The following is a 12,125-nucleotide window of genomic DNA, read 5'->3' on the forward strand; positions in this document are numbered from 1 at the left end:
ACGGGGTTGCGGTGGCGCTTGGGACGTCGGGACATGGGACGGCGATTAAGCGCGCCTTTGTCCGCTGTCGCGCGCGCCAAACCGGTCGACATGGCGCGCTTTTTCAGGTCAAAGCGGCACATCGTCGGTTTCCTCGTACTGGATCGGCTCGACCACTGCCACGGCTGGCGCGGACGGCGCAGGCGGGCGCTCGTAGAACCACTCGCGCGCCCCGCCGCTGCGACGCTTACGCACCCACCCGATTGACTTCATCGCCTTGCCGATACGCCGCTGTTCGGCCGGGGTCCACTTCGAGATCTCAAGCTTGAGCACGTCGGCAAGAATTTGTTCCGTCGTGATCTCGTTGCCCGTCATTTCGTACAGGTGCCGGGCGATCATGGTTTCGTACACATCGCCTTCGTAACGCGCCTCTTGCTCCACTGCGAACATCGGCTTTTCCGCCTGCGTGACCTGCCACGGCGTCGGCAACGTGCCGCCCGCCTCATCGTCGGCACGCTCCCATTCCAGATACTCAGTGAATGCCTCGGCCCACAACTGATCGCGATCACGAGCCAAGCCGAGAAGATCCAGCAGGTCCGCAGCCTTGACCGGCCAATAGCGCCGATTCCCCGATTCGTCTTTAAGGTAAGCGTCGAAGTTCACCGTACCGCACGCGACCCACTGACGGGGCACGTCGATGGCTCTACGGCCATACGGCGGACGGAACGTGTCGACTGCCGTCGTAAAAAACTTCTTCGCGAGAGACGAATCGGCCTTGTTCAACGCATCCAGCTCGGCCAGCTCGATCACCCACTTGCCCTGCATGACGACGTAAGTGTCCTTGTCGCCGATGGTGATGTGAGCGTCGGTGAACCACTGTTGACCGAACAGCGTCGCGAAGGTGCGGGACTTCCCTGCGTCTTGCTTACCCTCAAGAATCAGGATGTTGTCCATCTTGCAGCCGGGGCGCATGACGCGACCGATGGCGCCAAGGAGCCATTTGAAGCCGACGAGGCGAGCGTATTCCGTGTCTTCAACAAACAGGTAGTCGACGAGCCACGAGCGAAGGCGAGGCTTACGGTCCCACTTCGTCTTGACCGACTCCAAGTAGTCACGCACGACGTGATACGGGTATCGCTCCGCAACCAAGAACGCCGCTTCCATCGTGATATCCGGCTTGGGACTGAATCCGTAGCGCTGGCCGAGCCACAGAACGCAGCGTGAGTCGTCACGGTCGGTCCACTCGCCCTCAGCACCGCCCTCGTCGAATGGTGGCGGCTTGAGCTTCATGACACGCCCGGAGAACTGCTCAAAGCCGAGCACGCCCGCCCACGCCGGATCGTTCAGCAAGATCGCAAACACGTTGTCGAGCGCGGGCAGCACAGCGCCGGATTTCTCAGCTCGCCGCAAGCGTGCCCGCCACTGATCTTCTTCGTCATAGTCACCCGGCGGGCCATCCGCAGCGCCAGCCGATGAAGGGGGCAAGCCGGTGGCGAAGACCTTCCGACGACCGTTCGAATCGGCTGACGTGACGACGCGTCGTTCTTCCATCACTTCCAGCAGCCGGGCGGCGCGGGCGTACGACACGGATAGCATTCTCTGCAAGTGCCCGACCGTGCCCCTGCCGTGCTTCCGAACAGCGTCGACGGCCTGCTCGTAGAGCGGATCTTCGGGCGTCTCCACAGCTTGCAGGTGTGCGCCTGGAATATCCCCCTCCACAACACCACCCAACGCCACCAGCACGGCCGTGCTCGCCTGCTGCTTGACGATATGCAGCCCTTCCTCGCCATGCAGGTCGTTAAAGTCAGTCAGCTTCCTGTCGCCACGTGCGGCGAATTTCGGGAATGTAACGCTTGCGTTACCTATCACCGCTGCCGCCGCATACGCTGCCGTGAGACCCGCATTCGCGAAGGTGCGCACGCGTGGCGCTGCGCTCGACGCCGCCGTCGTGATCGTTGCCTCGATAGAGTCGACGCCGTGCCCGTCAGTTTTCCGAACGACGCGCACCTGCACGTCGACGTCTTTGCGCGTCAGATTCAGCACCTCGCCGCCGATCTGCGCATCACCGTCGTACGCGAATTCTTCCGCAAGCCAGTCGCAAACGCGCTGCTCGATCTTCCAATCGTCGTCGGCGAAGAACAGCGCGTGAGCGTCGGGGAAGCTCGCGCGCAGGCGCTTCGCGTTTTCCATGAGGCTACCGGCGTCGAACGCAACGACGACCGGGATCGAATCGTCAAGCGCCATACGCACGGATCGTGCAGTGGCATAGCCTTCGGCAATGCCGATCACCTTATCGTCAGCGTGAATTGCTCCGAGGCGGCACGACGTGCCTGCCTTGTCCATGCCAGCATTGAAGCGCTTTGCGGAGTCGGGGGAGATCTTTTGCAGCCCGGCGAGATGCTGCGTTTCGCCGTAGACCACCATCGGGACGAGAATGTCGCCCTCGGCATCCACGCGCACGCATTCGGGCGTGATGTGCTTCCGGTCGAAGTAAACGGACGCCACAGGAACGCCCTCGGCGGCGTCCCATTGCGACTGCGCACGGTTCGACGCATTGCGGGCCTGCTTGGCTTTCTTCTCCGCCTCGACGCGCGCGACGTCCTCCTGACGGCGCTTAACCGCAGCGAGATCGTCGGGCGTTACGGATTCGCCGGACCATTCGAACTTTGTCGCCCCGTTGTCAGGGCCGGACCAACAGCCATAGGCGCCGGTGTAGCCGAGCACGCGACCTTCGCGCACGACTTCATGCAGGGCGTACCAGTATTTCTTCCCCTTACCGTAGCGATGGTGTTTGTCGTCTGCAATAGGATGCCCGACGGGCAAGTCAGGATGGCCCGCAGCGACAAGCTGCGAGCGGATATCGTCAAGACTCGCCATCGTTACGCGGCCTCAAGCTTGACCATACGCACAGCCCTGCGCCAACGCGCACGACCGGCGACGAATGCGCTCGACACCACGGCACCACCACAACGGAATGCGGGGCGCTTACGTCCCCGAGATTTCAATCGCAAAGTCACTTTATGTCCCCCGGTCAGACTTTGTTACGCAGGCGTTTCCATTCGCTTTCGTGAAGCGTCTTGAAGCGTGCCGACTGGTCGGCACTCAGATAGCCCGCAAGGAAATGGAAGAAGGCCCGACGCTCATCGAGCGTGCGAAGGACTGCGCAATAGCAAGCCGCCGCAGCGATGAACGTATCGATGTACCCTCCCTGCCGAGCCTGTACGAGCAAGACGTCAGGCGGGAACACCGGCAAGAGAGTGGTCAGGAAGTGATGGAGTCGGTCAGGAGCGTGCGCGGCAAGACGAGCACACTCGATGGACGCGCACTCGAGCTGCGCATCCAGATCGCAACTAAGCCCCGCCTTTGCGCGGTACTTGTTGCAGCACACGAAGCCGGTGCCGAACTGCATCGATTACGCGCCGTGCTGCGCGGCGAGGTGCTTGACGCGAGCAAGCAACCCATCCAGCGTTTCCTGCGTATCCCGAACGACGCGGGTTATCGCGTCCTGCTCATCGAGCGTGATGCGCTTGTCGTCGATAGCGGCGACGACTTCTGCCGCTACTGCGCCACAGTGCTGGCCGAGCGTTAGCGCATCTCGTGCAAGTGACGAGACACATTGATCGCCGGATATCTGCGCCATCGGCACCGCGCGCATTCCGTGTTGCGCCGCGAATGCCGCGATTGCGTCGCGCGCATCCGGACGGCCGCGCTCCTCCAGCCACTCAATGAGCAAATCGAACATTTCGAAGCTCAGGCGGTTGTCGCCTTCGTTCCGAAGTCGCAACCGCAGATTCTCCGCAGAGATCTGGCGACTGCGGCGGGCCGACAAATAGTTCGCGGCATCCGTTACGCCGCCGGGGGTTGCCCGGATGGCGTTGTAGAGTACGTCGAGAGGTTCGGTTTCCCGATACTTGTAAGTCATAGTTTGGCCTCTTGCGATCTCGTCTTGCCCCATAATTTGGGGTCCACCAATGGAGAGCGCATAAATGGCAGATGACAGCTTGAAAATTCAGGTAGCGGCGCTGGAATGCGTAGTCGCTGCGTTAATCAATCAGTGCATCACTTCGCTCGATGACGCCGAAAAGTTCTTGGCGAATCTCGAAAGTGCCTGCGACGGGATTCTTTCGAGTCCTCACGGGCGACACTCTGAGTACAGTGACCATGAACGTCATGAAATTGCAGCGACGATGTACGGTTACGCGCTATCCATTCCCGAGACGATAAGAAAGGCAGCCCAAGGATCAATCGAATAGCCTTCAGCACGTCAGTGGCCCGGCTGGTACGCCCAGCCGCCACCCGCAGCGCTCTCTCTCACGCGTCGCCAGCCAAGCACCGACATCGCGCGCGACACGCGGCGAATCTCTGAGGGCAACCGGCGTGATGTGGGCAGTTCAAGAACGTCGTCCAGCAGCTCTACCACTGAGATCTTCGAGGTGCGGCCACTGAGCGCCTTGCGCAGCAACGCCACATATGGATCGTCGCGAGCGATGTCTTTCGCACAGGGAAGACGTGCGATACCCGCATACTCCAATGCCGGGGCAATCAACCAATGCAATACACGTCCGTAGGTCTTACGCATGTTGGCCTCCTGTGACCGTTCTTTGATGCGATAGCGTTTCATCGTGTTTACCGACGCTGGAACTCACTACAGTTCAGGTCAGAACACAACAGGGAGAGAAGAAGATGCGGAAGTGGCCGTTAGTTCGCCGAGGCCGCGTCGCTGGGCAACGCATGCGCGCCCGGGCGACTCGCGAAGTAATCGTGCAAGGCTTGGATCGTCGAAATGCGCGGATCGCGAACGAGGCGGCACGCAATCTTGGTAACGGTCTGGTACGGGACACCCGAACCCCGAGCAACATCGGGGAGGTACCCTTTGTTCTTGTCCAGATTGCGCAGCACCCCTACCAGCATTGGTTCTTGATTTATCCGCATGGACATATCCAATGAGAGATGTAATGCGCGAATTCTATCCAGTTCTGGAATTTTCCGCAAACGGAAATTCCAGCTTAGGTTTCCTTCGCGGGAACAAGAGGCGCGGCATCATTTCCGTCATGACCAAAACACCTCTCCGCGAAGTTCTGGCCGCCAACGTGCGTTACTACATGCGCGAATTGCCGCACGTCGACAAGCAAGTGAAGCTGTCGAAGCGCTCCGGCATTGCTCAAAGCTCAGTAAATCGCGTGCTTGCCGCTCAAGTCGATGCCCAGCTCAGCATCGTGGAAGGGCTTGCGAAAGGTATCGGCGTCCCACCCAGCCAACTACTAACCGAACGCGGAGCCGTAGAACTACCGCCGTCACTTGACCCCCGCAGGTTGGCACTTCTGTCGGCCGAGGATCAGCAAAAACTTGGGGCTTTCGCCGAATTTCTGCTAACACAAACCCCGAACGTAGCCCCGGGGACCGAGGAAATATCTGCGTTCGACAGCACGCATGCCGCGTCAAAGCAGGATCGAGAGAGCGCAAAGCGCATCGCTGGTAGACCATTATCCAACGATTCGTTAAGCCTTGATCCACATGACAAAAGCACGACAAGAGACCAGACACTCCGGCGGCGCAAGTAATGTTGTTTCACTGCACCATCACCCCATAACAACGAGAAACGCGCGGCACAAGGCGATACAACAGCACCTCGTCACCGTCGCCCAAGACACCACCAAACCCAATCCAATTGCCAGTGCGCTCGCCATCGTCCGCGAAGACGGGACCGTTGACGTGTGGGCGCGCGGCGTCGAACGCCCGATTGCACCCTGCCTAGCGAACGCGCTCGACGATTTAAGCCTAACTCTGCGCAACTACGCACGCCCGAGAACGATTTCTCCTTGGGCCGGCCGCCTCGGATACACGACCCTGCTCACGGCCCTGGCTACCGCGACATTTATCAACGAACGAGCATGGCTCGACGTGGTTATGCTCCTCGCTGCTGGCGCGACTTCCGCACGGCTATTCGCCCTCCGCCCACGGCTTCGCCCTTCCAAACCTGAATAGTTGAGCACCTCACATTGCTGCGGTTAGCCCCGCAATCCGCAAAAAGAATTCCAGAACTGGATTGACAAACAATATTCCAGTACTGGATACTCCGGCGCATTGACTCGCACCCGTGAGCCAGCAACCGGAGATCCACATGGATTGTCTTCGCGATCACAACATCGAGCGGCGACAGGCATGGATTCGGGGTATGCAGCACCTTCCCGAACCCGTGCCTGCCGGATTCACCACCGGCCGGAAAAGTGACTTTGCGCGTCCGCGCCGCACCGTCCTTATCTGCCTCGCTGCCATCGCGGCGGCAATCGTCTACGCCAGCAGCTTGCCGACGTACGAACACACGAAACCCGCCGCCGGGCGCGCAACGAACATGCGCCGGACGCTCTGCGACGTGGACTGCCAGCGATTCGCGCGGCCTGTCCGCCGCTTCGCATGACGGGGCGGCCCATGAAAGAGCGCAAACCCCAACTCACAGAAAAGGCGTTCATCGATGCCTGCGAGCGCTCAAAGAGCCTCCTCGAGATCGACGACGACGAGCGTGCACGAAACGCCGATCTTTTTATCGCAGGGCTTTGCGGGGTACTTGAATGCAACCACCCCCGCGCCGCACACGCGCTCGCTGATGCCGCTGGCATGGGCAACTTGTACGACACAAGGGCCAGCCAATGACGCGCCCCAAAATCACTGACGCGGATCTCGCACGCGAATTTCGTCTGCTGCGATGCATCGGCCCGCCCTCGGTGGCGATCACGAACCCAAGAATTCGAATATGCCTCGCGAACTGCGCGGAGATCCGCCAGCGTCGCGAGCAACGTCAAGACACCACACCGGACCTCAAACGACGAGCGGCCGGTGACACCGACGAGTGACCCAACATGCCGAAGCCCTTCACCCTTCCCGGCCCCGACCGTGACGTGCGAAACCATACGCTTAGCCTGATGACGTTCGCGACTTATGACCCGATCCAGCAACGCCCGACCGGCCCGACCAACGTCGGGAAATACGTCGTACGCGGCGCACGTCGCCCGGGCATGCCCCTGCCGATCTACACCATCTCCCTTAACGGCGAGATCGTCGGCACGCAAGTCTCGCAGCCGAGCAAATCGGATTGCGACGCCGCACTGAAACGGCACCGCGCACTGAATGCAGTCCATGCAGCCAAGCAAGCCGCCATCAAGTCCAAAGCCGCCGCGAGCGATGCGAAGGCACGAGCTACCCGCGCCAAGCGCAAAGCCGCTAACTCTGGCACCGCGCAGGAGGCAGCATGATCGACGAACGTCAAACCGATCTGGTTGCCGAGCCGATCGTTACGGGCAACATCAAGAAGGCGATCAGCACCGCAGGCGGCAGGTCCGACGACCTTTGGCTTGTGGACCCTACCAAGTGCCACCACGATGCCCGCGACAACGTTCGCCCGCTGGATATGGCCGAGGTTGAATCGCTGGCGCAGAAGATGCTCGCAAACGGCTATGACAAATCGAAGCCCATCGGCGGCTTCGTGCGCAACGTCGACGGCGAGAATCGCATCTACATTCACGAGGGGCAGCATCGATTTTTTGCAGCACGTCGAGCAATCCAGTTGGCGACGTGGGCAGATGAAAAGCTCGCTTTCGACGTGATCCCTCTCGTCCTGTATCCGGCACAGCAGGTCGACCGTAAGAAGCTCATCATTCGCGGCATCAACGCGAACGGTGGCGTGCACATCACACCCCTTCAGCTCGCCGAGAACATCGCGGAGCTGCAACGCGAAGGCATGACGCAAGCCGAGATCTGCACGCATCTCGCCATCACCAGCCAGACATTCCGTGACGTGATGCTGTTGCTCGGCGCTCCGGCAGATCTCCACGACCTCATCCGCGAGAGCAAGGTGACGTCGACGCTGGCAATCAAGACAATCCGCGACGTCGGGGCGGACAAGGCGCTAGACGTCATCGAGAAAGCCCTGTCGGTCGCTACCAAGGATGGCCGCACCAAGGTCACACAGAAGAATCTCGACCTGCCTACGCTCCCGAAGGGTAAACCCGCAAAGCAGGCATCTACGAAAGCGAAAGCAGGCCCCATCGCAATCCCTGACCGCCTCGCAAAGCAACTTTTGTTCGCAGCAGTCGCTGCGTACAACGATGACGACTTTTGCGAAGACTCGCCGGGCTACGTCGAGATCATGACGACGCTTACGTCACTCTGCACGCTCGATACCGAAGCGGATAAAACACGTTGGATCGCGACCGCTAACGAGCACGGCATGCTCAACGCAGAAGCAACCGAGACCATCGAATCGCCGAAGTGGGGCCGCGATTGGATGGATATCAGTGTCGCGCGTGCATCGTTGGATGCTTGGCACGCGACTGCCTCCTATAGCCTCGGTGGATCAGGCCGACGTGGCCCCGTGTCAAGCCAAAGTCCTCGGTACAAATCGCGCCCCATTGCTATCGCGCTTGGCGCTATCACTGCGGCCGACAACCTTCGTAATGGCGGCGCAAGGAACAGCGCCCGGGCCGTTGAATGGCTCGAAGACCTCGCCGTGCGCGCACTCTTGGGGAAACTCTGATGGTTCGCCCGGCCATTTCTACCCCCTTCCCGCTGCCGCGTCAGCGGACAAAGGGGGCAAACGACAAGTCGCCCCAAACCAACCCCACATCGAGCCTCGGCGGGGACGTGCTCGCGTCCGGGGAATCTATCCAGATGGACGATGCGCCGCTCGCGCGGCGCGAATTCCAGATTGACGAAGGCGGGGCGCTTACGCGGCCCGCCAAGCCAGAGACCACCACCATGCACAAGCAGCCGCTGAACAGCTTCCAACGCGTGTTAGACGAACTGGACGCCATCGGTGCGGACACCCGCACCGATCTGGCACCGCTCACGAAGGCTATCCGCGCGTTCGGCAACGCCCAATATGATCCGTTATGGATGGGCATGGACGTAGCAAAGGAACCGGATATGACCGGGATCGCGATCACGTTGCGCAGTCCAGCAGATCTGGAAGCGCTGCAAGCACTCATGGCCACACCGATGACCGCACAACAAGCGGACGACGCCGCCGTCGATATCTTCGCCACAGAGATGAAACGGAAGCTCGCACGTAGCCGGGCTAAAGGCCGGGGTGGATGGCAGGCAATTAGCGCTGACGTCCTGAGTCACGAGCTGCGCGAGCACGTCGAAAAAGGCGACCCGATGGACGTCGCGACGTATGCGATGTTCCTGTGGCATCACGACCAACCCATCTCAGCCGATGCCCCCATGACGAGCGATGCAATCATGTCTCTCGCTCACGACTTCAAAGGCCATCGGATGATTGCCGGAACCCTCGTTGACGACTTCGACAGCGTTGGTTTCGCTCGCGAGTTAGTGCGTCGTGGTGTTGTGGCACAGAAAAGCACCGAAGGCGCAGGGCAACCGATCAGCTCGGCAGAACGCAAGGAGGCCTCCCTTCCCGTCGATATCGTGACTTTCACGTCACAAGACGACAAGCTCTGCGATGAATTCGGAAACCGCCGCTGGATGCCGCTCGACATCGGCCGCGCGGTATTCGAATCATGCGCGCAGTGGACCAGCTTGGAACGCGAGACTGACGGCACCTACACAAACCCTTTCGTTCAGTCGTCATGGGAAGGCTGGCAAGCCTGCACCGCGCTATCGGCGGATAGCGGGGAGGACAAGCGGGATGCGGAGATTGCAAGCCTTCGCGCCGTCAGCAAAGAGTACAACGACCTCATTTGTCACATGAACGCGGGCGGCGATTTCTTCGAGTTCTGTGCAACCATTCCCGCCAGTCAGGCGAAGGAGAACGCGTGATGTCCGCTCCAAAAATTCCCGAGCACGTGCGCGAAGCTATGCACGCCCACACCGACCTGAACACGTTCGGCGTGATCGTCGCCATTCTCGAGGGTGGGTGCTTGTATCGGAACGACAGCCAGCCCGTCGCCCTGAAAATGATCCAGATGTGCAACAAGGAAATGCAGCGGTTGCTCAAAGCACAGGACGCCGCCATTGTCACAAGCCGAGCGAAGGGAGATCTGAAATGATCGAAATTACAGATATCGACGGCCGCTCGATGTTCCTGTCACCCCTCGCAATAGCAAGCGTCACCGAAGCAGGAGCACCGTCCCAATGGCACGACATTCGATCATTCGTGCGCACCTTCGACGGGCGAGTGATTGAGTGCAGAACGGAAGCCCGCGAGTTGGCCCGGTCCATCGCCGCCAGTCAGACCAAGGGGGAATGATGGAAGACATCTTCGCAAAAATGCCTTTCGGCAAAGTGGCGCTGGAAAAGCTCGCGCCCGTGGAACAAAACTTCCGTCTTTTCAGTGCGGGCTGGCTTGGCGACGGAAAGAGCCGTGAAGTGATGCAGATCTCCGGCGCAGTTTTCCGTGAAGCAAAGTCTGGGCCGAGAAAGGGAACACTTTGCATGCAGGTGCCCGGCACTACACGGACGACATTCGTCACCGCAGCGGAAATGGATGCTGTCGCGGATATGGAAGGGGTGACACCATGAGCATCGCTCACACGAACAGCCAGGCGAGCGGCGGCGAAATTCAGCCGGCGAGTGATTCGGACTTCATTGCCCGGATAGCTCAGGCGCTTGCTCAGCACATCGCCCCGACAGTACCTCATTCCGTGGCGCTGTGGGACATTGCGACGATTGCCTCATACCTGCACCGCAGCGAGCAACACACGCGACAATGGATTGTGACGATGGACGGCTTTCCCCGCCCGATCCGAATCCCGTCCGGCAAGGTCACGAGCACCGAGCGGGCACGCCCGCTCTGGCGCTCAAAAGACGTAGTCGAATGGGCAGAGTCTCACGTAGCGGCCTGATGTAGCTTTTCAGCAAGGTCGGCGGCGTGCGGGGCGTAGTACACAGTCTGCAATATCGACAAGTCCCGGTGCCCGCTGACCTTCGCCAACTCCATGACCCCGAACACCTTCGAGAGCCGCGTGAGCGCTTCGCGCCGCGCATCGTGAAAGTGTAGGTCTTCGAGCAAAGCAGCTTTTTTCGCTTTTCGAAACAGCGCGTCGCGCGACGGTGCCTCGACACCGAACACCCTCCCCTCAAAATCCCCTTCGAGTGGCCGTAGCTGCTCAAGAACTTCGAGCGCTCGCTTCGACAACGGCACGCTACGTGCGACGTCAGTCTTTGTCTTCGGAATGTGCGCGTACCGCTTTTCGAAATTGATCTCGTCCCACCGCAGCGCCGTGATTTCACCGGCACGCATGGCGGTCTCGATGGCGAAGACAAACATTGCCGCCACCCGTGCCGAGCGAGTCGTCGGCGTCTCGTCTTTAAGGTAGCCGAGCTGCCGCAGCAACCGCGCCACTTCGTCATCACTGACGCGGCGGGTGCGCGGTTGCGGCTCTGTCGGCCGACGCATGCCGGTTATTGGACTTTCACGTATCCAGCGCCACTCATCACGTGCAGTCGTGAACACGTGCGAATACAGGTTGATATCGCGCAGCACGGTCGCGTTACCTACGGGAGGACGCTTGGCAGCTAAGTCGCCCGCGAGTCGGGCATCTCGCCAACGCCCCATATCGTCAGGCGTCACCTCGGCGATGTTCTTCGCGGCCAGCTCGGGAAAGTCTCGCACGAACGCGGCAAAGCGAATTGCCTCCCAACGCCCCGACCGCTTCGTCGGCGAGACCCGCTTTTCATACTCACGGAATGCATCCGCGAGGGTGTGCTTTGTGCCGGGCGTGATCTTGCCGACGTTGATGTCATGTTCGGTGCGCGTGGCCCATGCAACGGCGTCAGCCTTACTAACGAATCGCTTCGAAATGCTAACGCCCTTGAGGCGCACCTGCGCTTGCCAACCGCCGTCTCGCTTGATGTATGTCGCCATGTTTTCCCGGTGCAAAATCCGGTGCAAATTCCGGTGCAAATCCGGTGCACTGAGTAGCGAAAATAGCTATTTCTGGCTACGTTCTGGCACCGCTTCGGGAAGCGAAGATATCACGCAAACCCTTGAAATAATAGGGTTTACTGCGTTTAGCTTGATAAGGCTTAAAGCCCTAGTGGTGCCGGGGACCGGACTTGAACCGGCAAGCCCTAAGGCGGCGGATTTTAAGTCCGCTATGTTTACCAATTTCATCACCCCGGCAAGGGCACGCATTCTAACATCCCCCACCGAGATACGTCAGTTGGGTATCATGGGGGTATGCACGCAC

At 60.1% G+C, this 12,125-nt stretch carries 15 protein-coding genes and 1 tRNA gene; 10 read left to right on the forward strand and 6 right to left on the reverse strand.

Annotated features, from left to right (window positions below; genetic code table 11):
- Window positions 1–108: 108 nt before the first annotated feature.
- The 3 genes from A9762_RS14715 to A9762_RS14725 all read right to left on the reverse strand — a co-directional run bounded on the left by A9762_RS14715 (window position 109) and on the right by A9762_RS14725 (window position 3,934).
- Window positions 109–2,856, reverse strand: coding sequence for a VapE domain-containing protein (locus A9762_RS14715; protein WP_069342751.1), 2,748 nt, complete (start codon window positions 2,854–2,856; stop codon window positions 109–111).
- Between the two features lie 154 nt (window positions 2,857–3,010).
- Window positions 3,011–3,388, reverse strand: coding sequence for a hypothetical protein (locus A9762_RS14720; RefSeq protein WP_069342752.1), 378 nt, complete (start codon window positions 3,386–3,388; stop codon window positions 3,011–3,013).
- A gap of 3 nt (window positions 3,389–3,391) precedes the next feature.
- Window positions 3,392–3,934, reverse strand: a complete 543-nt coding sequence (locus A9762_RS14725; RefSeq protein ID WP_139133234.1) for a phage regulatory CII family protein — start codon at window positions 3,932–3,934, stop codon at window positions 3,392–3,394.
- Between the two features lie 31 nt (window positions 3,935–3,965).
- Between A9762_RS14725 and A9762_RS14730 the strand changes: the two genes are divergently transcribed.
- On the forward strand, window positions 3,966–4,232 hold the full coding sequence (locus tag A9762_RS14730; protein WP_069342753.1) for a hypothetical protein: 267 nt from the start codon (window positions 3,966–3,968) through the stop codon (window positions 4,230–4,232).
- A gap of 11 nt (window positions 4,233–4,243) precedes the next feature.
- Here the strand turns inward: A9762_RS14730 and A9762_RS14735 are convergent, their stop codons facing one another.
- Window positions 4,244–4,558, reverse strand: coding sequence for a hypothetical protein (locus tag A9762_RS14735; protein ID WP_139133235.1), 315 nt, complete (start codon window positions 4,556–4,558; stop codon window positions 4,244–4,246).
- Window positions 4,559–4,934: 376 nt separating this feature from the next.
- Between A9762_RS14735 and A9762_RS14745 the strand changes: the two genes are divergently transcribed.
- The 9 genes from A9762_RS14745 (at window position 4,935) to A9762_RS14790 (ending at window position 10,778) form a co-directional block, all read left to right on the forward strand.
- Window positions 4,935–5,540, forward strand: a complete 606-nt coding sequence (locus A9762_RS14745) for a hypothetical protein (protein ID WP_083253932.1) — start codon at window positions 4,935–4,937, stop codon at window positions 5,538–5,540.
- An 868-nt stretch (window positions 5,541–6,408) separates the two neighbouring features.
- Window positions 6,409–6,630: a hypothetical protein gene (locus A9762_RS14755; protein ID WP_069342757.1), complete on the forward strand. Its 222-nt coding sequence runs from the start codon at window positions 6,409–6,411 to the stop codon at window positions 6,628–6,630.
- Between the two features lie 206 nt (window positions 6,631–6,836).
- Complete coding sequence (locus A9762_RS14760; protein ID WP_139133236.1) at window positions 6,837–7,229, forward strand: beta-hexosaminidase; 393 nt, start codon at window positions 6,837–6,839, stop codon at window positions 7,227–7,229.
- On the forward strand, window positions 7,226–8,509 hold the full coding sequence (locus tag A9762_RS14765; protein ID WP_069342759.1) for a hypothetical protein: 1,284 nt from the start codon (window positions 7,226–7,228) through the stop codon (window positions 8,507–8,509). Before A9762_RS14760 ends, A9762_RS14765 begins: the two co-directional genes overlap by 4 nt.
- Window positions 8,509–9,753: a hypothetical protein gene (locus A9762_RS29090; RefSeq protein WP_069342760.1), complete on the forward strand. Its 1,245-nt coding sequence runs from the start codon at window positions 8,509–8,511 to the stop codon at window positions 9,751–9,753. Before A9762_RS14765 ends, A9762_RS29090 begins: the two co-directional genes overlap by 1 nt.
- Window positions 9,750–9,983 carry a hypothetical protein gene (locus tag A9762_RS14775; RefSeq protein WP_170836244.1) on the forward strand — a complete coding sequence of 78 codons (234 nt, stop codon included), beginning with the start codon at window positions 9,750–9,752 and terminating at the stop codon, window positions 9,981–9,983. The genes A9762_RS29090 and A9762_RS14775 overlap by 4 nt, the downstream gene beginning before the upstream one ends.
- A complete protein-coding gene (locus A9762_RS14780; protein WP_069342762.1) occupies window positions 9,980–10,183 on the forward strand; it encodes a hypothetical protein in 204 nt (67 codons plus the stop codon). The genes A9762_RS14775 and A9762_RS14780 overlap by 4 nt, the downstream gene beginning before the upstream one ends.
- On the forward strand, window positions 10,183–10,455 hold the full coding sequence (locus A9762_RS14785) for a hypothetical protein (protein ID WP_240493570.1): 273 nt from the start codon (window positions 10,183–10,185) through the stop codon (window positions 10,453–10,455). The genes A9762_RS14780 and A9762_RS14785 overlap by 1 nt, the downstream gene beginning before the upstream one ends.
- Entirely contained in the window at window positions 10,452–10,778 is a 327-nt protein-coding gene (locus tag A9762_RS14790; RefSeq protein WP_240493571.1) for an AlpA family transcriptional regulator, read from the forward strand. The genes A9762_RS14785 and A9762_RS14790 overlap by 4 nt, the downstream gene beginning before the upstream one ends.
- On the opposite strand, the gene A9762_RS14795 is transcribed toward A9762_RS14790, so the two are convergent.
- Both A9762_RS14795 and A9762_RS14800 read right to left on the reverse strand, forming a co-directional pair.
- A complete protein-coding gene (locus A9762_RS14795; RefSeq protein WP_069342764.1) occupies window positions 10,763–11,800 on the reverse strand; it encodes a site-specific integrase in 1,038 nt (345 codons plus the stop codon). The two genes, A9762_RS14790 and A9762_RS14795, sit on opposite strands and share 16 nt — an antisense overlap.
- 173 nt (window positions 11,801–11,973) lie before the next feature.
- Window positions 11,974–12,058, reverse strand: a tRNA-Leu gene (locus A9762_RS14800).
- Window positions 12,059–12,125: the final 67 nt, after the last annotated feature.

Origin of the sequence: Pandoraea sp. ISTKB (assembly GCF_001721285.1) — a bacterium.
GTDB classification, from domain to species: domain Bacteria; phylum Pseudomonadota; class Gammaproteobacteria; order Burkholderiales; family Burkholderiaceae; genus Pandoraea; species Pandoraea capi.

What these genes read in the sequence shown, in the direction of transcription:
- A9762_RS14760 (WP_139133236.1), top strand. Translation starts at nt 6,837, where the DNA reads ATGCCGAAGCCCTTCACCCTTCCCGGCCCCGACCGTGACGTGCGAAAC.
- A9762_RS14765 (WP_069342759.1), top strand. Translation starts at nt 7,226, where the DNA reads ATGATCGACGAACGTCAAACCGATCTGGTTGCCGAGCCGATCGTTACG.
- A9762_RS14735 (WP_139133235.1), bottom strand. Translation starts at nt 4,558, where the DNA reads ATGCGTAAGACCTACGGACGTGTATTGCATTGGTTGATTGCCCCGGCA.
- A9762_RS14795 (WP_069342764.1), bottom strand. Translation starts at nt 11,800, where the DNA reads ATGGCGACATACATCAAGCGAGACGGCGGTTGGCAAGCGCAGGTGCGC.
- A9762_RS14780 (WP_069342762.1), top strand. Translation starts at nt 9,980, where the DNA reads ATGATCGAAATTACAGATATCGACGGCCGCTCGATGTTCCTGTCACCC.
- A9762_RS14745 (WP_083253932.1), top strand. Translation starts at nt 4,935, where the DNA reads ATGCGCGAATTCTATCCAGTTCTGGAATTTTCCGCAAACGGAAATTCC.
- A9762_RS14730 (WP_069342753.1), top strand. Translation starts at nt 3,966, where the DNA reads ATGGCAGATGACAGCTTGAAAATTCAGGTAGCGGCGCTGGAATGCGTA.
- A9762_RS29090 (WP_069342760.1), top strand. Translation starts at nt 8,509, where the DNA reads ATGGTTCGCCCGGCCATTTCTACCCCCTTCCCGCTGCCGCGTCAGCGG.
- A9762_RS14790 (WP_240493571.1), top strand. Translation starts at nt 10,452, where the DNA reads ATGAGCATCGCTCACACGAACAGCCAGGCGAGCGGCGGCGAAATTCAG.
- A9762_RS14725 (WP_139133234.1), bottom strand. Translation starts at nt 3,934, where the DNA reads ATGGGGCAAGACGAGATCGCAAGAGGCCAAACTATGACTTACAAGTAT.
- A9762_RS14720 (WP_069342752.1), bottom strand. Translation starts at nt 3,388, where the DNA reads ATGCAGTTCGGCACCGGCTTCGTGTGCTGCAACAAGTACCGCGCAAAG.
- A9762_RS14785 (WP_240493570.1), top strand. Translation starts at nt 10,183, where the DNA reads ATGGAAGACATCTTCGCAAAAATGCCTTTCGGCAAAGTGGCGCTGGAA.
- A9762_RS14755 (WP_069342757.1), top strand. Translation starts at nt 6,409, where the DNA reads ATGAAAGAGCGCAAACCCCAACTCACAGAAAAGGCGTTCATCGATGCC.
- A9762_RS14715 (WP_069342751.1), bottom strand. Translation starts at nt 2,856, where the DNA reads ATGGCGAGTCTTGACGATATCCGCTCGCAGCTTGTCGCTGCGGGCCAT.